Source organism: Mesorhizobium sp. B2-4-17 (assembly GCF_006441275.1).
Taxonomy (GTDB): domain Bacteria; phylum Pseudomonadota; class Alphaproteobacteria; order Rhizobiales; family Rhizobiaceae; genus Mesorhizobium.
Genome location: NZ_VFUX01000013.1, coordinates 39,777 through 59,136 on the forward strand (window position 1 = coordinate 39,777; position 19,360 = coordinate 59,136).

At 61.0% G+C, this 19,360-nt stretch carries 20 protein-coding genes and 1 pseudogene; 5 read left to right on the forward strand and 16 right to left on the reverse strand.

Annotation, left to right across the window (positions count from 1 at the left end):
* Nucleotides 1-9 precede the first annotated feature (9 nt).
* From FJ548_RS12250 to eno, 4 genes are all read right to left on the reverse strand, one after another.
* Nucleotides 10-1,401, reverse strand: a complete 1,392-nt coding sequence (locus FJ548_RS12250; protein WP_140611621.1) for a pyruvate dehydrogenase complex E1 component subunit beta — start codon at nt 1,399-1,401, stop codon at nt 10-12.
* A gap of 13 nt (nt 1,402-1,414) precedes the next feature.
* Nucleotides 1,415-2,452 carry a pyruvate dehydrogenase (acetyl-transferring) E1 component subunit alpha gene (pdhA, locus tag FJ548_RS12255; protein ID WP_140611619.1) on the reverse strand — a complete coding sequence of 346 codons (1,038 nt, stop codon included), beginning with the start codon at nt 2,450-2,452 and terminating at the stop codon, nt 1,415-1,417.
* A 194-nt stretch (nt 2,453-2,646) separates the two neighbouring features.
* Nucleotides 2,647-2,970: a septum formation initiator family protein gene (locus FJ548_RS12260; protein ID WP_140611617.1), complete on the reverse strand. Its 324-nt coding sequence runs from the start codon at nt 2,968-2,970 to the stop codon at nt 2,647-2,649.
* Between the two features lie 161 nt (nt 2,971-3,131).
* The gene (eno, locus tag FJ548_RS12265) at nt 3,132-4,406 is read right to left on the reverse strand and encodes a phosphopyruvate hydratase (RefSeq protein ID WP_140611615.1); all 1,275 of its coding nucleotides are present in this window, start codon (nt 4,404-4,406) and stop codon (nt 3,132-3,134) included.
* A 199-nt stretch (nt 4,407-4,605) separates the two neighbouring features.
* Here eno and FJ548_RS30735 point away from each other — a divergent pair, with 199 nt between their 5' ends.
* Nucleotides 4,606-4,728: a hypothetical protein gene (locus FJ548_RS30735; protein ID WP_140697743.1), complete on the forward strand. Its 123-nt coding sequence runs from the start codon at nt 4,606-4,608 to the stop codon at nt 4,726-4,728.
* A gap of 59 nt (nt 4,729-4,787) precedes the next feature.
* Here FJ548_RS30735 and FJ548_RS12275 read toward each other — a convergent pair whose 3' ends face one another.
* The 6 genes from FJ548_RS12275 to FJ548_RS30740 form a co-directional block, all read right to left on the reverse strand.
* The gene (locus FJ548_RS12275) at nt 4,788-5,153 is read right to left on the reverse strand and encodes a PRC-barrel domain-containing protein (RefSeq protein ID WP_140697745.1); all 366 of its coding nucleotides are present in this window, start codon (nt 5,151-5,153) and stop codon (nt 4,788-4,790) included.
* Nucleotides 5,154-5,238: 85 nt separating this feature from the next.
* Nucleotides 5,239-5,442 carry a dodecin family protein gene (locus tag FJ548_RS12280; RefSeq protein ID WP_140611609.1) on the reverse strand — a complete coding sequence of 68 codons (204 nt, stop codon included), beginning with the start codon at nt 5,440-5,442 and terminating at the stop codon, nt 5,239-5,241.
* Nucleotides 5,443-5,528: 86 nt separating this feature from the next.
* Nucleotides 5,529-6,374, reverse strand: a complete 846-nt coding sequence (gene kdsA, locus FJ548_RS12285) for a 3-deoxy-8-phosphooctulonate synthase (RefSeq protein ID WP_140697748.1) — start codon at nt 6,372-6,374, stop codon at nt 5,529-5,531.
* Nucleotides 6,371-7,261, reverse strand: coding sequence for a VOC family protein (locus tag FJ548_RS12290; protein WP_140777980.1), 891 nt, complete (start codon nt 7,259-7,261; stop codon nt 6,371-6,373). Before FJ548_RS12290 ends, kdsA begins: the two co-directional genes overlap by 4 nt.
* Before the next feature lie 160 nt (nt 7,262-7,421).
* Entirely contained in the window at nt 7,422-7,712 is a 291-nt protein-coding gene (locus FJ548_RS12295) for a Dabb family protein (RefSeq protein WP_140697754.1), read from the reverse strand.
* Nucleotides 7,713-7,882: 170 nt separating this feature from the next.
* Nucleotides 7,883-8,017, reverse strand: a complete 135-nt coding sequence (locus tag FJ548_RS30740) for a hypothetical protein (RefSeq protein ID WP_264296520.1) — start codon at nt 8,015-8,017, stop codon at nt 7,883-7,885.
* A gap of 418 nt (nt 8,018-8,435) precedes the next feature.
* On the opposite strand from FJ548_RS30740, the gene FJ548_RS12300 reads away from it, so the two are divergent.
* Nucleotides 8,436-9,692, forward strand: coding sequence for a cyclopropane-fatty-acyl-phospholipid synthase family protein (locus tag FJ548_RS12300; protein WP_140777981.1), 1,257 nt, complete (start codon nt 8,436-8,438; stop codon nt 9,690-9,692).
* 442 nt (nt 9,693-10,134) lie between these two features.
* Here FJ548_RS12300 and FJ548_RS12305 read toward each other — a convergent pair whose 3' ends face one another.
* The gene (locus FJ548_RS12305) at nt 10,135-12,114 is read right to left on the reverse strand and encodes a bifunctional 2',3'-cyclic-nucleotide 2'-phosphodiesterase/3'-nucleotidase (protein WP_140777982.1); all 1,980 of its coding nucleotides are present in this window, start codon (nt 12,112-12,114) and stop codon (nt 10,135-10,137) included.
* Between the two features lie 149 nt (nt 12,115-12,263).
* Entirely contained in the window at nt 12,264-13,529 is a 1,266-nt protein-coding gene (locus FJ548_RS12310; protein ID WP_140777983.1) for an NAD(P)/FAD-dependent oxidoreductase, read from the reverse strand.
* Nucleotides 13,530-13,695: 166 nt separating this feature from the next.
* Between FJ548_RS12310 and FJ548_RS12315 the strand changes: the two genes are divergently transcribed.
* A complete protein-coding gene (locus FJ548_RS12315; protein ID WP_140777984.1) occupies nt 13,696-14,346 on the forward strand; it encodes a 5-formyltetrahydrofolate cyclo-ligase in 651 nt (216 codons plus the stop codon).
* On the opposite strand, the gene FJ548_RS12320 is transcribed toward FJ548_RS12315, so the two are convergent.
* The gene (locus FJ548_RS12320) at nt 14,343-14,816 is read right to left on the reverse strand and encodes an Lrp/AsnC family transcriptional regulator (RefSeq protein WP_015317948.1); all 474 of its coding nucleotides are present in this window, start codon (nt 14,814-14,816) and stop codon (nt 14,343-14,345) included. The genes FJ548_RS12315 and FJ548_RS12320 overlap by 4 nt on opposite strands.
* A 158-nt stretch (nt 14,817-14,974) precedes the next feature.
* Between FJ548_RS12320 and ald the strand changes: the two genes are divergently transcribed.
* Nucleotides 14,975-16,090, forward strand: coding sequence for an alanine dehydrogenase (gene ald, locus FJ548_RS12325; protein WP_115143555.1), 1,116 nt, complete (start codon nt 14,975-14,977; stop codon nt 16,088-16,090).
* Between the two features lie 206 nt (nt 16,091-16,296).
* Nucleotides 16,297-17,583: an outer membrane beta-barrel protein gene (locus FJ548_RS12330; protein ID WP_181168785.1), complete on the forward strand. Its 1,287-nt coding sequence runs from the start codon at nt 16,297-16,299 to the stop codon at nt 17,581-17,583.
* Nucleotides 17,584-17,811: 228 nt separating this feature from the next.
* On the opposite strand, the gene FJ548_RS12335 is transcribed toward FJ548_RS12330, so the two are convergent.
* From FJ548_RS12335 to FJ548_RS12345, 3 genes and pseudogenes are all read right to left on the reverse strand, one after another.
* Entirely contained in the window at nt 17,812-18,279 is a 468-nt protein-coding gene (locus FJ548_RS12335) for a DUF1203 domain-containing protein (protein WP_140777985.1), read from the reverse strand.
* A 152-nt stretch (nt 18,280-18,431) separates the two neighbouring features.
* Nucleotides 18,432-18,735 (reverse strand): annotated as a pseudogene (locus FJ548_RS30405) (OmpA family protein); the annotation flags it as partial.
* Nucleotides 18,736-18,796: 61 nt separating this feature from the next.
* Nucleotides 18,797-19,360, reverse strand: coding sequence for a GNAT family N-acetyltransferase (locus FJ548_RS12345; protein WP_140778012.1), 564 nt, complete (start codon nt 19,358-19,360; stop codon nt 18,797-18,799).

Below are 19,360 nucleotides of genomic sequence, written 5' to 3' on the forward strand. Positions count from 1 at the left end.
CCGCCCGGTTCAGCGATATGAAACGGCTTTGACGGCCTCGATGACCTCGCCGACATTCGGCAACGCCAGCTTCTCCAGGTTCGCCGCATAGGGCATCGGCACATCCTTGCCGGCAATCGTGATCACGGGCGCGTCCAGGAAATCAAAGGCGCGCTGCGACACCTGGTTGGCGATATGGTCGCCGACGGAGTTCTGCGGGAAGCCTTCTTCCACCACGACCAGCCGGTTGGTCTTCTTGACCGAGGCGATGACGGTGTCGAGATCGAGTGGACGGATGGTGCGCAAGTCGATGATCTCGGCGTCGATGCCCATGCCACGCAATTCCGCTTCGGCCTTGACCGCGTAGGTCATGCCGATGCCGAACGAGACGATGGTAACGTCCTTGCCCGTTTTGTGGATGCGCGCCTTGCCGATCGGCAGCACGAAATCATCCAGCTTCGGCACGTCGAAGGACTGGCCGTAGAGGATTTCGTTCTCGAGGAAGATGACCGGGTTGGGGTCACGGATCGCGGCCTTCAGCAGACCCTTGGCGTCGGCGGCGGTGTAAGGCATCACCACTTTCAGGCCGGGAACGTGGCTGTACCAGGCGGCGTAGCACTGCGAATGCTGGGCGGCAACGCGGGCCGCGGCACCGTTCGGCCCGCGGAATACGATCGGCGCCCCCATCTGGCCGCCGGACATATAGAGGGTCTTGGCAGCCGAGTTGATGATCTGGTCGATCGCCTGCATGGCGAAGTTGAAGGTCATGAACTCGACGATCGGCTTCAGCCCGGCCATCGCCGCTCCGACGCCAACGCCGGCAAAGCCATGCTCGGTTATCGGCGTGTCGACGACGCGCCGGGGTCCGAATTCCTGCAGCAACCCTTGCGTGATCTTGTAGGCGCCCTGGTATTCGGCGACCTCCTCGCCCATGACGAAGACGTCGCCGTCGCGGCGCATTTCCTCGGCCATGGCGTCCCGCAGCGCTTCGCGCACCGTGGTCGAGACCATCTCGGTGCCGGCCGGAATATCCGGATCGGCGGCGATTTCAGCCCTGGGCGCCGCGGCGACAGGGGCCGCGGCCTCACTCTTGGCGGCAACCGGCGCGGGCGCGGCTGCTTCAGCCCTGGCTGGCTTTTCCTCTTCACCGATGCCTTCGCCGGCCTTGTCGACGTCTTCGCCATCAACCGCAAGCACGGCGATCACGGCGTTGACCTTGACGCCTTCGGTGCCGGCGGGAACCACGATCTTGGCAAGCGTGCCTTCGTCGACGGCTTCGACTTCCATCGTCGCCTTGTCGGTCTCGATCTCGGCGATGACGTCGCCGGCGACGACCTTGTCGCCCTCGTTCTTCAACCACTTGGAAAGATTGCCCTCTTCCATGGTCGGCGAGAGAGCGGGCATGAGAATTTCGATCGGCATGTCCTGGCCCCTCTTACAATACGATATCGGTCCAGAGCTCGGACGGATCCGGCTCTGCATCGTTCTGGGCAAATTCGGCGGCGTCGGCGACGATGTCGCGAACCTCCTTGTCGATGGTCTTCAACTCGTCCTCGGTCGCCCACTTCTTCTCGATCAGCCGCGCCTTTACCTGCTCGATCGGGTCATGCTCGGAGCGCATCTTCTGCACTTCTTCCTTCGAGCGATACTTCGCCGGGTCGGACATGGAGTGGCCGCGATAGCGATAGGTCTGCATTTCGAGGATCAGCGGGCCGTTGCCGGCACGGCACCATTCGGCGGCGAGGTCGCCGGCGGCCTTGACGGCGCGCACATCCATGCCGTCGACCTGGATGCCAGGAATCTTGAAGGAAGCGCCGCGATGCGAAAAATCCGTCTCGGCTGAAGAGCGCGAGACCGAGGTGCCCATGGCGTAGCGGTTGTTCTCGATGATGTAGATCACCGGCAGCTTCCACAGCGAGGCCATGTTGAAACTCTCATAGACCTGGCCCTGGTTGGCGGCGCCGTCGCCGAAATAGGTCAACGACACGTTCTTGTTGTCGCGGTAGCGGTTCGCGAAAGCGAGACCGGTGCCGAGCGAAACCTGCGCGCCGACAATGCCGTGGCCGCCATAGAAATGCTTGTCCTTGGAGAACATGTGCATGGAGCCGCCCTTGCCTTTCGACAAGCCACCGCGGCGCCCAGTCAGCTCGGCCATGACGCCACGCGGCGACAGCTCCATAGCCAGCATATGGCCGTGATCGCGATAGGCGGTGATCATCTGATCGCCCTCGATCAGCGCCATCTTCATGCCGGTGACGACAGCTTCCTGACCGATATAGAGATGACAGAAGCCGCCGATGAAGCCCATGCCGTAGAGCTGGCCGGCCTTTTCCTCGAAGCGGCGGATGAGCAGCATGTGCCGGTAAGCGGCAAGCTCTTCGTCCTTGGTGAATTCAACCGGCTTGGGCGCTGAAAGCCCCGATTTACCGTCGGATTTCGATTTGGCAGGCGCTTTTTTGGCGGCGGTGGCCATGCATCACTCCCTGTTGGCGTCTCTTTGCGGACATCAGGGCAGGATGAAATCCGCCCCCGGGAAGATCAGCTCTCCCCACCGATTTATGCAAGGCTAACACGTGAGAAGGCGTTCCGCCATGTCGAAATTGCATGGCTGGCATGCAGCTAAGCGGCTAAAATCATTGAAAATATCGACGATTAACTGAAATTCAGTTACTTTGCCGACGCCGGCAACATGATGGTGATTTCGTCAGCCTGGGACAGATTGAGCGCCTTGCGCGCCTGCTCGTCAAGCATGTCCTTCTCCAGGGTGCCGTCATGCATGAGCCGAACGCGCCGTTCGAGTTCCATCCGGCGCGCCTTGATGGCGTCGAGCTGGGCTTGCAGCGCAACTGTTTGCGCTTCGAGCTGATATTTCGAGTTGATGCCGAATTCACCATGGTAGGCATGAAAGCCGAAATAGGCCAGGAACACCACACAAAGCGAGGGGATGATGAGCCGGCCGGTATTTCTCTGCTTGTGCTGACGCGTCCACATCGCCCGTTCCCTCGCGGCCGCGAACTCAAGCGGCTCGCGATCTTTTTCGCCCGATTGTGCTTAACGGACGGTTACGGATGCCCAGCCAGCGACACTGAAATGAAAAAGGGCGGGAATGACCCCGCCCTTTACATCCGCTGTTCGAACTCGCTTGCCGCGGCTCAGCCCTTAATGACCGACTTGCCGGCATAACGCGCCTGCTTGCCGAGCTCTTCCTCGATACGGATAAGCTGGTTGTACTTGGCCATGCGGTCGGAGCGCGACAGCGAACCCGTCTTGATCTGTCCGCAATTGGTGGCGACGGCGAGATCGGCGATCGTCGAATCCTCGGTCTCGCCGGAGCGGTGCGACATGACGGCGGTGTAGCCGGCCTTGTGCGCGGTTTCGACGGCGTCGAGCGTTTCGGTCAACGAGCCGATCTGGTTGACCTTGACCAGGATCGAATTGGCGACCCCCATGCGGATGCCGTCGCGCAGGCGCGCCGTGTTGGTCACGAACAGGTCGTCGCCGACCAGCTGCGTCTTGTTGCCGATCAGGTCGGTCAGGTATTTCCAGCCTTCCCAGTCGTCCTCGGCCAGGCCATCCTCGATGGAGATGATCGGATAATCGGCGGCGAGCTTGGCAAGGTACTTGGCTTGCGCCTTTGGATCACGCGTCTTCTTCTCACCCTCATAGACGTAGTTGCCGTCCTTGAAGAACTCGGTCGCTGCGCAATCGAGGCCGAGCGAGATCTCCTCGCCCGGCTTGAAGCCGGCCTTCTCGATCGATTCCATGATGAAATCGAGCGCTACCGGCGCACTCTTCAGGTTCGGGGCAAAGCCGCCCTCGTCGCCGACATTGGTGTTGTGGCCGGCATCCTTCAGCTTCTTCCTCAGCGTGTGGAAGACTTCCGAACCCCAGCGCACGCCTTCGCGCAAAGTCGGCGCGCCGACCGGCAGGATCATGAACTCCTGGAAGTCGATCGGATTGTCGGCATGCGCGCCGCCATTGATGATGTTCATCATCGGCACCGGCAGGATGTGCGCCTTGGTGCCGCCGACATAGCGGTAGAGCGGCAGGCCTGCCGCATCGGCCGCGGCCTTGGCAACCGCCAGTGAAACACCGAGGATCGCGTTGGCGCCGAGCCGGCTCTTGTTGGGCGTGCCGTCGAGCTCGATCATGGTCTGGTCGATATGGATCTGGTTTTCGGCTTCCATGCCGCCGATCGCCTCGAACAGCTCGCCATTGACCGCCTCCACGGCCTTGAGCACGCCCTTGCCGAGATAACGGGCGCCGCCATCGCGAAGCTCGACGGCTTCATGCGCCCCGGTCGAGGCGCCCGACGGCACCGCCGCACGGCCCATCGAACCGTCTTCGAGCACGACATCGACCTCGACGGTCGGGTTTCCACGGCTGTCCAGGATTTCACGCCCGACAATATCGATGATGGCGGTCATTGCGATGTCCCCGATTGATCTGACGAAAGGTCGCGCCCGTCTTAGCCAAAGCGACGCAAAAGGCAATCGGGCCATGGCCAAATAGTGCCGCCCGTCCGATTCACGAAGCGCAAATCTCTGTCATCATAAGTCATGCCGTCAGACGCGCATTCCGGGCTATGGCTGTTGTCGCGCGGGGCGAAACAGGAGGAGTTTCGCCATGTCTGAGTTGAGCGGTATTGTCAGTCTGTTTCTGATCGCGGCTGCATTCCTGACGTCGTGCGACAATCAGCCGTCACAGCCGAAGGCCGGTGCTTTGCCGGCCTTGCACATTAGCGAATAGGCGTTGCGTTGAAACAAGGAAGGGCTCCGTCGAAACGGAGCCCTTCCCTATTTGTGCGATCAATGCCAATAGGGCGCGACCTTGTAATACTCATAGGATGCGTCGCGTGCACGTTCCCCATCAGCGCCGGCGAGTTCGTTGATCGAATAGGCAGGCGCCGCCTTCAGCTGCTCCTTGGAGAAGGGCACCACATAGCCGCCCATGTCCTCGTCGTAGTCGAGACTCGCCCAGGGGATCGCGTGATACTTCTCGCTAATGCCGAGAAAGCCGCCGAACCCGATCACCGCGAACATGATGCCATTCGACGTCTTGTCGAGCATGATGTCCTCGATGCTGCCGATGCTCTTGCCCTCGGTATTGTAAACCGATGTGCCGATGACTCGTGAAGCCGCGATGGCTTCGGTATGGCCTGTCTGGGTCGTCATTATCATGCTCCTCGTTGTCGTTGATTTCTGCTTGACAATGAGGGGCGAGAGCGAAAGTTCCCGACTTTTTTCGGCTGCGGCCCGGTCACTCCGCCAGGATGAAAGTCACCTTCATGTTGACGCGATAGGCCGAAATGTTGCCGCCCGCGACGACGATCTTTTGATCCTGAATCCAGGCGCCCTCGACGTTCTTCAGGGTTTTCGAGGCGCGGGCGATTCCCTTCTCGATGGCGTCTTGAAAACTCTTCTTCGACGATGAGGTGATTTCGGTGACACGGGCGACGGACATGGCTTTCCTCCTGCCAGGACGCTCATTTGCCGGCCAAGCGTACAACCGGCCCCTTTCAACCACAAGCACCGCCAGGAAGCGCCGGCTCAGCGGCCCTTCGCCACCCGGTCGAATGCGATCAGCCTTTCCAGAAGCGCCGGCATGTCCTTGAGCGGCACCATGTTCGGCCCATCGGAAGAGGTCGAATTGTCGGGATCCTGGTGGGTCTCGATGAAGACACCGGCAACGCCGACGGCGACGGCCGCGCGGGCCAGCGTCTCGACGAAGCGGCGCTCTCCGCCAGACGATCCGCCCTGCCCGCCCGGCTGCTGGACCGAATGCGTGGCGTCGAAGATCACCGGAGCGCCGATCTCGGCCATGATCGGCAAAGCGCGCATGTCCGACACCAGCGTGTTATAGCCAAAGGACGCGCCGCGTTCAGTGGTCAAGACATTGGGGTTGCCGGAACCGGTGATCTTGCCGACCACGTTCTTCATGTCCCAGGGAGCAAGGAACTGCCCCTTCTTCACATTGATCACCTTGCCCGTCCTGGCGGCGGCGACCAGCATGTCGGTCTGACGCGACAGGAAAGCCGGTATCTGCAGCACATCGACATGCGGCGCGACGATCGCGCACTGCTCCTCGGTGTGGACATCGGTCAGCACCGGAAGCGAAAATTCCTTGCGCAGCTCGTCGAAGACGGGAAGTGCGGCGTCGATACCGGCGCCGCGCGTCGCCGACAGCGACGTGCGGTTGGCCTTGTCGTAGCTGGTCTTGTAGACGAGGCCGATGCCGAGCCTGCCGGTCAGCTCCTTCAGCGCGCCGGCCATGTCGAAGGCATGCTGGCGCGATTCGAACTGGCACGGGCCGGCGATCAGCGCCAGGGCTGCCTTGTTGTCGAACACGACATTGCCGACGGTTACCGACGAATTGGGCGCCAGGGGGTTGCTCATTGGATCTCCCGGAAAACGAAAGCGGCGCCCTGCCCGGACGCCGGCTGCACGACAATGTCAGTGCCTGCTATATCGTGCTGGATGGCACCGGCTGCAAGCAGCCTCGACATGGCACCCGCGCTGCGGACAGCAAAGACGACCGCGGCAAAGCGAAGCTTGGTGGGTGAACCGGCCGAAACACCAAAGCGCGCGGTGAAGGACGCGGGATCGACTACGCTCAGGATTGCATTCGGCAAGTGATACGTACGGCCCTGCCCACTGGCGGCGGGACTCCCCACCGCCACGGAAATCAGCCGATTCTGTTCGGCCGGTTGGTCGCTGATCGCCACCACTTCCACAATGCCAATGGCACCATTGGCGTGGGCCTGCAAAGCGCTGCGGTCCACATCAGGCGCATTGATCCGCTGGCAGGCAAAAAGAAAGGCGTCCGTTTGGCCTTGGGCCGCGGCAAAGGCAAGCTTGAACGATGCGGTATCGCTTCGGCCCGCCGTGTCGGTAAAAGCGCGTGAAAAGCTCAGCGTGTCCCCCGCCGACAGTCCGGCCTCGACATAGCGCGCATGATCGGCATCGGCACTGTCGGTACCCAGAACCACAGCAGAAAATCCCTCATCGCCGCGGCTGTCGCGATAGAGGCGGTCGCGCGCGACGAAGACATTGCCCGCGGCAACCGCATCAATTGCTGCCAGTTCACTGCCAATCGCCAGCGGCTCCAGATAGGTGCCGTCGGCCAGGAAAACGCAACAGTTTTCCGTGCCAAAGGGATGAATGCCGTTCGGAGCGACGACGAAGCCAAGTGAACTGAGCCGGGCTCGGGCCACATCGAGGCTCTGCGTCGGCAGCACCAGATGATCGAGCGGATGAATGCCGGCTGCTGTTGTTCGGGTCATGCAGGCGCGATGTGCATCATTCCGCAAAACGGTTCAAGACGTGATTGCAATCCCCGCCATGGCGGCGCCAGACGTAGCCTCTCCTCTGCCGCCCCTGGGGATTGACGTCCAGGATGCCCCATGAGCGCCGCAAACGGCATCTGTCGAGGCATACGCTCGATCAGCCGCCGGCTACGACATCCGCGGAATAGCGCAGTTCGCGCAATGGTTTCACCTTGCTGGTGGTCTGCGCATAAAGCGGATGCGCCTTGTAGGCGGCGAGCGCTGCGTCGTCGGCGAACTCGGCATAGACGACGACGTCGACTTCATCCGACAACGGATCGACCTTGGTGTTCAAAGTGACCTCGAAGAGACTGGAGTGCGGAATATTGCCGAGGGCCAACAGCCCGGTACGCACTGCCTCCACATCTTCCTTGCGCCTCGCGCTGAAGAAAACGATATGCCGGATCAATCCCGCCTCCTCGATCTGAATGCCGAGGTCTTTTGTGACGGCGGTCTCTTCGCGTCAACCGTTCGTGGCGCCACGCGTCCTTGCGACGCGCCCCGGACAGGCCGAGAACATCATCTCACGGCGACGGACACCTCGGGTGAAGCACCTGGCTGCTATCCTTGGAGGGAATACTAGGCCTTGCCGGTGACGTAGCGCGTCACATGGGAAATCTCCCTGACCGTGATGTCGAGATACCGGCCTTGATTGTAGAGACCGTCCCAGATCAGGAAAAACGCGATTGCCGCAATGACGATTACGTAACGCATGGCTAAAGCTATCGCAAAGGCACTGCGGCGGACATAGACTTTTTTGATCTATCCAATCGCCGCCGGCGCCAATCCTGCACTCCAAACAGGCTGCGGACAGGAGCCGTTCAGCACGCCCTGACGGTGTCTGCAGCCTGGCAGCAACAAGTCGATGCAAGGCGAACAGATGCCAGACGCCCGTGGCACAGCCCAGCTCGCGGCCTGCCTCTTGAAGTTCCCCTTCATGGCATGGAAGATTGTCGCGGGAATTCGCTGGAAGCGCTGAAGCTCTGGTCAAAAAAGGGCATGCGCTTTTGTTTGGACCCGCATGTGACCGATCCGATGAGCTGCCAGGATCAGGCACGGCATTCGAACCTGGCGAATGAACTGCGAGAAACGGAACCGGCGATCGTCCGCTGGCGCCGCGGAGGGGTGGGGCATGGCTCACAAGGAACATTCTGGCACGACGCCGGACGACGCGGTCAGGCTCGACGAATTCAATTTCGCCGAGATCGTCAAGGGCCTGCCGGCCAAGGCGCGGATGGTGCTGTCTGCCGCGATGAATCTGCCGCGCGGTTCGCTGAAGGTCAGGATGCCGAACGGCCGTGCCGTTCTTGTTGGAGGCAAGGCGCCAGGCCCCGATGCCGAGCTGGTGCTCAAGAACTGGCGCCTGCCGGGCCGGGCCTTTTCCGGCGGCACGATCGGCGTTGCCGAATCCTACATGGACGGTGACTGGGAAAGCCCTGACGTGACCAGTTTCCTGGAATTGTTCGTGGTCAACTCCGCCCTCGGCGAGAAGGTTGCCGGCGGGGCGAACTGGCTGATCAACACGGTTCAGCGCATTCGCCACTGGTTCAATGACAACACACGTTCGGGCTCGAAGCGCAATATCTCGGCGCATTACGATCTCGGCAACGCCTTCTACGGGGAATGGCTCGACCCGAGCATGACCTATTCCTCCGCACTTTATGCGAACGGCGCCAATGACCTCGAAAGCGCCCAGGCTGCCAAATATCGGGCGCTGGCCAGGGATACGGGTATAGGTGGGAAGGATCATGTGCTGGAGATCGGCTGCGGTTGGGGCGGCTTTGCCGAATTCGCGGCACGCGAAATCGGCTGCCGCGTTACCGGGCTGACGATCAGCCGGGAGCAACACGACTTCGCCAAGGCGCGTATCGCCAAGGCCGGGCTTGCCGACAAGGTCGATATCAAACTGCAGGATTACCGCGACGAAACAGGCACTTACGACCGCATTACATCGATCGAGATGTTCGAGGCGGTCGGTGAGAAATATTGGCCCGTGTTCTTCTCCAAGATGAAGGCCTGCCTGAAACCAGGCGGCACTGCGGGCCTGCAGATCATCACCATCAACGAAGCCGCCTACGACACCTACCGTGCCAGGCCGGATTTCATCCAGCGCTACGTATTTCCAGGCGGCATGTTGCCGACGCCGTCGATCCTGAAGGCGCTCGGCAAGGACCATGGCCTTGCGCATCTGCGCGAACGCGTGTTTCCCGACGACTATGCGCGCACGCTCGCCGAATGGCGGCATCGCTTCCGGGCGTCATGGGAGAAGATCGTGCCGCTCGGCTTCGACGATCGCTTCAAGAAACTCTGGGAGTTCTATCTGCATTATTGCGAAGCTGGTTTTCGTGCCAGCTACATCGATGTGCGCCAGGTGGTCTACAAAGCGTAAGTCCGCACTCGTCGCCAGGGCCTGCAGACGCCGTGCGGCCAGGGAACAGGCCCGCATCCCTGCCGCGATGCGGTCCCATTATGGGGTCCGTGTCAGTGCACCAGCAGTTACCCCACAGGACGCACTCACAACACTCCGATTCCCAGCAGCCCCAAGCGTTCAGGCCACCAGTGGTCCGATGCCATAGGGGCATGACCAGCCCCATGGCCGCCCTTTTTTGCAGAACTTTGACGCACACAATCAGGGCGTCGGACCGGCCTGCCCGTCACAAGCGCGGCTTTGCATTGCCAGCGGCAGGCCGCGATCAGCCTTCAAACAGATGCCATACCCCGGCAGTCCCAACGGGGCTGCCGGGAGATGCGATGATGCCATCGGGCAAGCGGCGAGGTCATCTCCCGCGCGGGGGACGCGGGCAAAGACGGATCCCTTGTCGGCCGCTGGATCAGAGCAGGATGCGATATCTAGCAAAACCGGCTTCACCCTCGCCCGCCGGTTCGATCTTCAGCGACTTCAGATCGGCAATGAAGTCCTTTGCCTTGACGCCTGTCTCGAACATGACGCTGGTTCCTGGTAGCGGCGCGAACGACCAGTTGCCGTCCGCCGACGGGTTGATCGTGCCCTGGCTTACGATGTAGCGAACGATGACGTCGCGGTTGGTGTCCGGTGCCTCGTAGATGATCTTCGAGGCATTGATGTCGGGGAAATTGCCGCCGCCGCCGGCCCGGTAATTGTTGGTTGCAACGACGAATTTCGCCGCCGGATCAATCGGTTTTCCATTGAATTTCAGTTCGACGATGCGTTTGGAGCCGGCATTCGCCACCCCACCCTTGGCATCATATTTCGGCGGCTGGGACAGATCGATCTTGTATGAAACACCGTCGATGACATCAAAATTATAGGACGGAAATTCAGTGTTGATCAGCGCCTGGTCGGCCTTGCCAGCTTCTATCCTGTTGAAGATGCCGGCCGACATTTCCAGCCATTCCTTCACTTGCGCCCCGGTGATTTCGACTGCCCGTATCGTATTCGGATAGAGGTAGAGGTCGGCGACGTTCTTGATCGCGATGTCGCCCGCCGGTACGTCGGTATAGTAGTCGGCGCCGCTGCGTCCGCCAGTCTTGAAGGGAGCGGCGGCCGACAGCAGCGGCACATCCTTCCATTGCGTGCTCTTGAGAATATCCTTGAGGTACCAGGTCTGCGCCTGGCTGACGACCTGCACCGATGGATCGTCGGCGACAAGCGCGAAATAGGAATAGAGCGGCGCGGAGGTCTTGCCGACTGGGCGGCGCACATAGGCGAGCGTCGCCTGATGGTCCTGTTCGAGTGCCGCGATGATGCGCTTGTCGTCGGCGACGGTCGGCTTGTTCTTGTTGTCGACACGCTCGAAGATCGGCCGCGCCTCCGATGTTGCGGAAACGACGTTCCATTTCGATCCGTCGCGCTCCAGCATCAGATCGATAAGCCCCATATGCGAGCCCCAGAAACCGCCCATCACGGCGGGCTTGCCTTGCAGAGTGCCCTTTTGCGTGTCGACGCCTTCGAGCGACTGGAAATCCTTCTTGCCGGGAAACACCAGATGCTGGTGGCCCGTGAAGACCGCATCGATGCCATCGACGCCGGCAACAAAGAACGAAGCGTTCTCCATCATGTCGCCCTGCTTCACGTCGATGCCGGAATGCGAGAGCGCGATGACGATGTCGGCGCCCTCTTCCTTCATCTGCGGCACCCAGGCCTTGGCCGCCTCGACGATGTCGCGCGTCTTGACGTTGCCTTCGAGGTTCTTGAGGTCCCAGACCATGATCTGCGGCGGCACGAAACCGATGATGCCGATCCTGATCGGCTGCTCGGCGCCCGACCCGTCCTTGATTTTCTTGTCGAGGATTATGTAGGGCTTGAAGTAGAGCTTGTCGTCGCGCGGGTTGGCGGCAAGCTTGGTGCCCCGGATCAGGTTCGCGCACACGAACGGGAAATTGGCGCCGGCCAGCACCTTGTCCAGAAAGGACAGGCCGTAGTTGAATTCGTGGTTGCCGAGCGTCGAGCACTCGTAACCCAGCAGGTTCATGCCTTTCATGATCGGATGCAGATCGCCGTCCTTGAGGCCCTTTTCATAGGCGATGTAGTCGCCCATCGGATTGCCCTGCAGAAGATCGCCATTGTCGATCAGCATCGAATTCACGGCCTCCTTGCGCACCGCGTCGATCAGGGAAGCCGTGCGTGACAGGCCCATCGTGTCGTTGGCTTTGTCGGCGTAGTAATCATAGGGCAGTACGTTCACATGGATATCAGTGGTTTCCATGATCCGAAGGTGCGCCTGATTGGCTTGCGCCCGGGCGGAGAAGGGATGAAGCACGATCAACGCCCCTGTGGCGGCGGCCCCCGCAAGGAAACCACGGCGGGAAACGGAATGGAGCAGCTGTGACATGTTCTCTCCTTCTTAGACGACGTGACACGCCCTGCCCCAAGCGAACTTCGCGCCGAAACCGGCTCAAGTCCACTCATGGAGCTGCGTGCACCCGGACATCATCCCATCAGCAACAGATGACGCGCGCATGAATGGGACCGTGACGAAACTCAGGTCTTGTCGTCCTCGCCCTGCGTGATCAGCCGGGCGCTACGCTGGCCTGTGACGTAGATCCATAGCCAGCTCAACGAAACCGCGAGCCGGTTACGGAACCCGATCAGGAAATAGATGTGTGCGATGCCCCACAGCCACCAGGCCGGCCAGCCCGTAAGCTTAATCCAGCCGAAATCGATCGCGGCGGCGCGCTTGCCGATCGTCGCCAGGTCGCCCGCATGCTTGTAGTGGAAGGGTCGCGTGGTGGCATCGCCATCCAGCCTGGCCTTGATAGTGGCCGCGACATGTCGACCCTCCTGCTTGGCGGAAGGTGCCACACCGGGTACTGGGCGTCCGTCGGGCCGCAAGACAAGGGCGGCGTCGCCGATAACAAAAATCTCCGGGCTGCCGGGCACGCTGAGGTCGGGCTCGACGAGCACCCTGCCCGCTCGGTCCGCTTTCGCTCCCAGCCATTCGGCGGCGGGCGAAGCGGCAACGCCGGCTGCCCAAAGGATCGTTCGGGCCGGCAGATGCGTGTCGCCGAAGACGACACCTTCCGCATCACAGCACGTAACGGCCTGTCCGAGTTCAAGTGTGACGCCGAGCCGCTCGAGCGCCTTCCTGGCGTATTCGGAAAGTTTTGGCGCGAAATTGGCCAGGATCCGGTCGCCGGCTTCGATCAGCACGACGCGCGTTTCGCGCGTATCAATGTTGCGGAACTCACCGCGCAATGTGTCATGCGCCAGCTCGGCGATGGTGCCGGCGAGTTCCACACCGGTCGGGCCGCCACCGACAATGGCAATGGTCAGCAGCGCCTGGCGTTTGGCGGGATCAGTCTGCCGCTCCGCCTGTTCGAAGGCCAGCAGGGTGCGCCGCCGAACGGTGGTGGCGTCCTCCAGCGTCTTAAGGCCGGGCGCGAAAGGCTCCCATTCGTCATGGCCGAAATAGGCGTGGCGCGCGCCGGTGGCCAGCACCAGCGTGTCGCAGGCGACGGCGCTGCCGTCATCGAGCAGCACGCGCTTGCCGGCCCGGTCGACGCCGACGACATTGGCGAGCAGCGTGGTGACATCCTTGCGTTTGCGCAGAAGGTGGCGGATCGGCCAGGCAACTTCGGAGGTCGCCAGTGCCGTCGTCGCCACCTGGTAGAGCAGCGGCTGGAACAGATGATGGTTGCGCTTGTCGATCATGGTGATGCGAACCGGTGCGCCGGCAAGCGCGCGGGTAAATTCGAGGCCGCCGAAACCCGCGCCAACTACCACAATTTGATGTCTGGCTTCGTTCATCTCGGTTCACCCCGACGGGCCAAGATTGCCTGCCTTGGATGTAGGCGTTCTTGTGCAATGCAGCAACATAAGTACAGTGCCTGAGACTCGCCGTTCCATGTCGTGAATGCACATGTTGTATCGTGTCGCGAGGTATAGCGTCATCGAACACGCGATGAGGTGAGGCATGGCCAATGATCATGACGACCAAGGTCCGGCGCAGTATTCCTCGCCGCCCTGCTTCATGCACGAACTCGATCCCGAGTTCCGGGCGCCTCTGAGCGACTGGACCGACGTAAGGCGATGGCGCAAAGCTGAACGCGAAAGGCTGATCGCCGCCCGGCTCGCAATTTCGGCCGACACGCGAACAGCAATGTCGCAACGCATTGCGGATGGCCTTGACGCGATCATTGGCGACATAGCGGGCCGCATGGTCAGCCTTTACTGGCCGTTTCGCGGCGAGCCGGATCTGCGGCCTTGGATGGCCGCCATAAACGAACGAGGTGGCCGTACCGCACTGCCTATCGTCGTCGAAAAGGGGCGGCCGTTGATGTTTCGCGCCTACAAACCGGGCGATCGATTGGAAAAGGGGGTCTGGAACATCCCGATCCCTGCCGAGGGTGATCCGGTGCTGCCCGACATCGTCATCTCGCCGATCGTCGGTATCGATCCCACCAATTATCGCCTGGGTTATGGCGGCGGTTTCTTCGACCGCACGCTGGCCGCCATGCCGTTCAAGCCATTGGTCATTGGCGTCGGCTACAACCTGCAGCGCATCGCGACCATCTATCCGCAGCCGCACGACATTCCGATGGATCGGATCGTGACGGAGGCTTAAGCCATTTCCGGCTTCAGCCCCATCGCCGTCCGGTCGACGATTTCGCGCAACGCAAAGGACGAATTGATCTTCGTCACATGCGGCATCGCCGACAGCCACTCCTTGTGGATGCGCTCGTAATCAACCAGATCCTTTGCCGCGATGCGAAGGATGTAGTCGTATTCGCCGGACATCAGGTGGCACGACAGCACGTTGGGGCAACGCTTGATCGCCGCCTCGAAATCCGACAGCGTCTTCTCGAACTGTCCGGACAGGGATATGTGGACGATCGCCGTCATCTGATGGCCAAGGGCTGCGTTGGAAAGGCGGGCGTGATAACCACGGATGGTTCCCGACTTCTCCAGATTGTCGAGCCGGCGCGAGCAGGCCGACTGGGATAGGCCGACCTTTTCGGCAAGCGCCGCGTTCGGCATCCGCCCATCCTTCTGCAATGTCTCCAGAATGGCGATATCAATCCTGTCGAGTGGCATTTTTCGTGATTCCTGCGAAAATTATTCCATTTCGCGCAACGATTATCGAAACCTGACTGTCCGCGCAAGCGCATTCGCAAACACTTGCAGGCCGATTCATGGTTCACTCCGTTCATTCAGGGAGTGAGCCCGGAAGGGCCGGATCAGGGAGAAGAAAAATGCGTGTCGGTTGCCCAAAGGAAATCAAGAACCATGAATACCGTGTCGGCCTCACGCCTGGCTCGGTCCGCGAATATGTCGCCCATGGCCACGAAGTTCTGGTCGAGGCCGGAGCCGGCGCCGGCATCGGTGCCGATGACAACGCCTATCGCGCCGCCGGCGCCACCATCGCCAAGACAGCCGCCGACGTGTTCGCCAAGTCGGACATGATCGTCAAGGTCAAGGAGCCGCAGCCCAATGAATGGGTCCAACTGCGCGACGGCCAGATCCTGTACACCTATCTTCACCTGGCTCCGGACCCGGAGCAGACCAAGGGCCTGCTCGCTTCGGGTGTCACAGCGATCGCCTATGAAACCGTGACCGACGACCGTGGCGGCCTGCCGCTGCTCGCGCCGATGTCGGAAGTCGCCGGCCGCCTGTCGATCCAGGCCGGAGCCACGGCGCTGCAAAAGGCCAATGGCGGCCGCGGCGTGCTGCTCGGCGGCGTCCCTGGCGTGCTGCCCGGCAAGGTGACTGTGCTCGGCGGCGGCGTCGTCGGCCTGCACGCGGCCCGCATGGCCGCCGGCCTTGGCGCTGACGTCACCATCATCGACCGCTCGATCCCGCGGCTGCGCCAGCTCGACGACCTCTTCGCGGGCCGTGTCCACACACGTTACTCGACCGTCGAGGCGCTGGAGGAAGAATGCTTCTCGGCCGACATCGTCGTCGGCGCCGTACTGATCCCGGGCGCCGCTGCACCCAAGCTCGTCACCCGCGAAATGCTGTCCGGTATGAAAAAAGGCTCGGTGCTGGTCGACGTGGCCATCGACCAGGGCGGCTGCTTCGAGACCTCGCACGCGACTACCCATGCAGAACCCACCTACGAGGTCGACGGCGTCATCCACTATTGCGTCGCCAACATGCCTGGCGCGGTGCCGGTCACCTCGGCTCACGCGCTGAACAACGCAACGCTGCATTATGGCCTGCAACTCGCCGACAAGGGCCTGAAGGCCCTGATTGACGACCATCACCTGCGCAACGGTCTCAATGTCCACAAGGGCAAGATTACCAACCGCGCGGTCGCCGAAGCGCTTGGCTATGAACTCGTCGAGCCGAAGGCCGTTCTAGCCGCCTGATTTCACTCAAGATTCTCCAGTGTCACCCGCCGGTCCTATGCCGGCGGGTTTTTCTTTGGGAGGTGGGCAATCAACCGCGTCTGCCGGCTGACGGCATCCGTGCATGCCGTAAGGTGCTTTGCACGCTATTGTTGCATTTTTGTCATACCTAAGCTGGCCGACTCTCTGATAGAGACATGCTGGGTTTATTATTAGGGGTGCGGGCTATGTTTATTCGCGTTTCTGCGAAATCTATTCTCCTCGGCGCTGTTTCTGCTGTGGCCTTGATGTCGGCGGCCAATGCGGCAGATGTCGTGCAGCCGGTGGAAGCGAGCGTTTTTAACTGGAGCGGAGCTTATGTCGGCATAGGTGGCGGTTTCGGCGCCAGCGTGCACAAGTTCAGCGTGCCGGGCTTCGACTTGAACGGCGTCGGCGGCAATGGCGTATTCGGCGAACTGACTGCCGGCTACGACTACATGATGTCCGAGCGCTTCCTGCTGGGCGGCTTTATCGATGCCAATTTCGGGAATATCGGCCCATCGATCAGCGTCCCAGGCGCCGACATCGACCTGACCGATTCCTATGGTTTCGATGTCGGTCTGCGAGCCGGTTATGTTCTCAACCCCAACACGCTCGGTTACGTGCTCGGCGGTTACAGCTGGCAGCATTTCAAGCTTGATGGATCGGGCGGTGCTGAAGGGTTGAACTTCACTGAAAACCGCAGCGGCTATGTGCTGGGTGTCGGCATGGAAACCGTGCTGCGCGGCAACTGGACGCTGAAGACCGAATATCGGTACGCGAACTTTGGCGACAAGTCGCTGATCGATTTTGGTGGTGCTTCGTTGAACGGGGAACCGTCCACCCACACCTTCCATATCGCCGCCGACTATCGCTTCGGCGCGCAGAACGGCGGCGGGGCTTCAATCGCTGCTCCGGTCTACAACTGGACCGGCTTCTACGTTGGCGGCGCGCTTGGCGCCGGAACGGCGGTTCACAAGCTGGGCATCGACTTTGGTGGCGGCGCTCTCGATGCCAATGGCATTGGCAGCGAAGGCGTGTTTGGCGAGTTGAACGCCGGCTACGACTACGATTTCGGCACCTGGGTTGCCGGCGTGCAGATCGATGGCCGCTATTCCGGAATTCGATCGAAACTCGACTTTCTGGGCGCTTCCGTCAAACTCGATTCCGATTATGGCTTCGACGCATTGGGCCGTGTCGGCGCCAAGGTCAACGAATCGACCCTGGCCTATGTGATCGGCGGCTACAGCTATCAACATTTTGATCTGAACGTTCCGGATCCGATCGGCGATATCGATTGGAACAAGAGTGGTTTCACGGTGGGTGGCGGCCTCGAAACGGCAGTCTCCAGCAACATGACTGTCGGTCTGGAATATCGCTATTCGCAATTCGCCAAGAAGGATCTCTCATCTGAATTTGGGGCACCGGATGGTACGCTGACCGACAAGGCTTCGTTCCAGACCGTGCGCATCGGCGCCAAGTACAAGTTCAACTAAGCCCTCCAGGCAAATAGTCTAAGCCCGTCGGCCTTGCCGGCGGGCTTTTTTGTTGCGCGAGAGGATTTGCGCGAAGCGCGGACAACAAAAAAGCGGAGCCAAAGCCCCGCTTCCTCGATGTCGAGATCACCGCCGGTTCATCCGCGGTCGGCCAATCGATCGACAATCGCTTTCTATCGCATCTATGCGACGGGAGTAAGACAGTGTTTCCTGCTCGCGTTTTTTGCTTCAGGCCCGCTCAATCCGGCACTGGTAGCAATTGTTGCGCGCCGAGCGGACATGCACATAGGCAATGTCGTCACGCTCGAAAAGCGTCTCGGCTCGAGCAGCGATAACCCCGGTCGGGATGACACCGCCGCTGCCGTACACGATACGATCATCCCTGCCATAGCCGCGCACGATGTAGTCCGGGCTTTCGAGAATCGCGGGGAGCGCCTCCGTTTCGGCGGCCCGCTCGCACTCTTGCGCATGCAAGAAGATCGGCCCGGTTTCGGCGTAGGGCTGCAGCTCCGGGAATGGCCGATAGGCAAGGATAAGGTAGGCGTCGCCGGCCGCGATGTTCTTGAGACAGTGCCGGCAAGGCATGCCATCGCCGTCGGAGGTCTTCCGCTCGGGCGTGCGGCCATAGGCATCGGGTCCGCCGCGTTGGAGGAGCCTGACATCCTCTGTCGGCAGAGCTTTGAACTGGATGGTCATGATGAAAATCTCCGGTGCTGTTACCCGGAAATTATGGGCTTGGACTGATGGTTCCCACCCGTTTCATGCCAAGGATTGAGGGGCTGATCTCATTTCGGCGATCAGCCACTCTTGGAATAGGTTGGGGGCGCGGAGCCGAATAAGCCGGCTAATTACCGCGTTGATTCACTCGGAAATCGGCGGATGAAATCGTCAAAGCGCCGCAACGTTACCCTGCGACGAGCAGGAACTCTTCTCCGTAGCCAACCGTTTCAAAGACATACCGGATACGCATCGGTGTGGCCTTCGATCAGCACGTGCTCACCTGGATTGCGACGCAGGATGCGCTGAAGCGCATCGGCGATGTTCTCGATCTTGTCGTATTGCGAAATGGAAATGGCCGCCGAGCCGAAGGCGAAATTTGACCAATGGGATATCGATTGAGCGCGCTATCAGGCGCAGATCCGGCCGGCGCTTGATGCGGCCGAAAAGGCTGCCTGAAGCGCCGATGAACGGGTGGTTCAGATTCCGGCTGGTGTTACGGCCGCATGACGCTGGCCGAACGCTCGGTGAAAGGCAGCGGATGCACCACCTCTTTCTTCTGCGCGACGGGCGTGAAGCCGAGCTTCTGGTAGAGCGGCAGAGCCGCCGGATGGTCAAGCGTGCAGGTCTGCACCGTCACCCGTTTCGGCCCATACGACCATGCCGCGGCGATCGCCGAGCCCAGGAACCAGCGGCCGATACCCTGCCCGGTCGCATGTTCCATCATGCCGAAATAGGCGAGTTCCACTTCCTCCGGCAAATGCGGCTTGAGATCGAAGAAGCCTGCCGGCGAACCGTCGAGGTAGAGCACCCTGATGTCGCGGTCCTCGCGGTGGATGCCGGCCGAAAGCTCGTCGTCATCCAGCCGCAGAACATTCACCCAGTGCCATTTGCGCCCCACCCGGTCCATCAGGTAGCGGTAAAAATGCAAGGGAATGTCTCTCGTCTTCAGCAACGCAACCTGGCGGTTGTAGGGCACCGGTGGCGAGACGGCAGGAGGCGCATGCATTTCGAGAAAAGTCACCGTGACTTCAATGTCTTGCAGCGCGCCGTTTTCCAT

Excerpts from the sequence above, each read along its gene's own strand:
- FJ548_RS12250 (WP_140611621.1), bottom strand. The coding sequence starts at position 1,401 with ATGCCGATCGAAATTCTCATGCCCGCTCTCTCGCCGACCATGGAAGAG.
- pdhA (WP_140611619.1), bottom strand. The coding sequence starts at position 2,452 with ATGGCCACCGCCGCCAAAAAAGCGCCTGCCAAATCGAAATCCGACGGT.
- FJ548_RS12260 (WP_140611617.1), bottom strand. The coding sequence starts at position 2,970 with ATGTGGACGCGTCAGCACAAGCAGAGAAATACCGGCCGGCTCATCATC.
- eno (WP_140611615.1), bottom strand. The coding sequence starts at position 4,406 with ATGACCGCCATCATCGATATTGTCGGGCGTGAAATCCTGGACAGCCGT.
- FJ548_RS30735 (WP_140697743.1), top strand. The coding sequence starts at position 4,606 with ATGTCTGAGTTGAGCGGTATTGTCAGTCTGTTTCTGATCGCGGCTGCA.
- FJ548_RS12275 (WP_140697745.1), bottom strand. The coding sequence starts at position 5,153 with ATGACGACCCAGACAGGCCATACCGAAGCCATCGCGGCTTCACGAGTC.
- FJ548_RS12280 (WP_140611609.1), bottom strand. The coding sequence starts at position 5,442 with ATGTCCGTCGCCCGTGTCACCGAAATCACCTCATCGTCGAAGAAGAGT.
- kdsA (WP_140697748.1), bottom strand. The coding sequence starts at position 6,374 with ATGAGCAACCCCCTGGCGCCCAATTCGTCGGTAACCGTCGGCAATGTC.
- FJ548_RS12290 (WP_140777980.1), bottom strand. The coding sequence starts at position 7,261 with ATGACCCGAACAACAGCAGCCGGCATTCATCCGCTCGATCATCTGGTG.
- FJ548_RS30740 (WP_264296520.1), bottom strand. The coding sequence starts at position 8,017 with ATGCGTTACGTAATCGTCATTGCGGCAATCGCGTTTTTCCTGATCTGG.
- FJ548_RS12300 (WP_140777981.1), top strand. The coding sequence starts at position 8,436 with ATGGCTCACAAGGAACATTCTGGCACGACGCCGGACGACGCGGTCAGG.
- FJ548_RS12305 (WP_140777982.1), bottom strand. The coding sequence starts at position 12,114 with ATGTCACAGCTGCTCCATTCCGTTTCCCGCCGTGGTTTCCTTGCGGGG.
- FJ548_RS12310 (WP_140777983.1), bottom strand. The coding sequence starts at position 13,529 with ATGAACGAAGCCAGACATCAAATTGTGGTAGTTGGCGCGGGTTTCGGC.
- FJ548_RS12315 (WP_140777984.1), top strand. The coding sequence starts at position 13,696 with ATGGCCAATGATCATGACGACCAAGGTCCGGCGCAGTATTCCTCGCCG.
- FJ548_RS12320 (WP_015317948.1), bottom strand. The coding sequence starts at position 14,816 with ATGCCACTCGACAGGATTGATATCGCCATTCTGGAGACATTGCAGAAG.
- ald (WP_115143555.1), top strand. The coding sequence starts at position 14,975 with ATGCGTGTCGGTTGCCCAAAGGAAATCAAGAACCATGAATACCGTGTC.
- FJ548_RS12330 (WP_181168785.1), top strand. The coding sequence starts at position 16,297 with ATGTTTATTCGCGTTTCTGCGAAATCTATTCTCCTCGGCGCTGTTTCT.
- FJ548_RS12335 (WP_140777985.1), bottom strand. The coding sequence starts at position 18,279 with ATGACCATCCAGTTCAAAGCTCTGCCGACAGAGGATGTCAGGCTCCTC.
- FJ548_RS12345 (WP_140778012.1), bottom strand. The coding sequence starts at position 19,360 with ATGGAAAACGGCGCGCTGCAAGACATTGAAGTCACGGTGACTTTTCTC.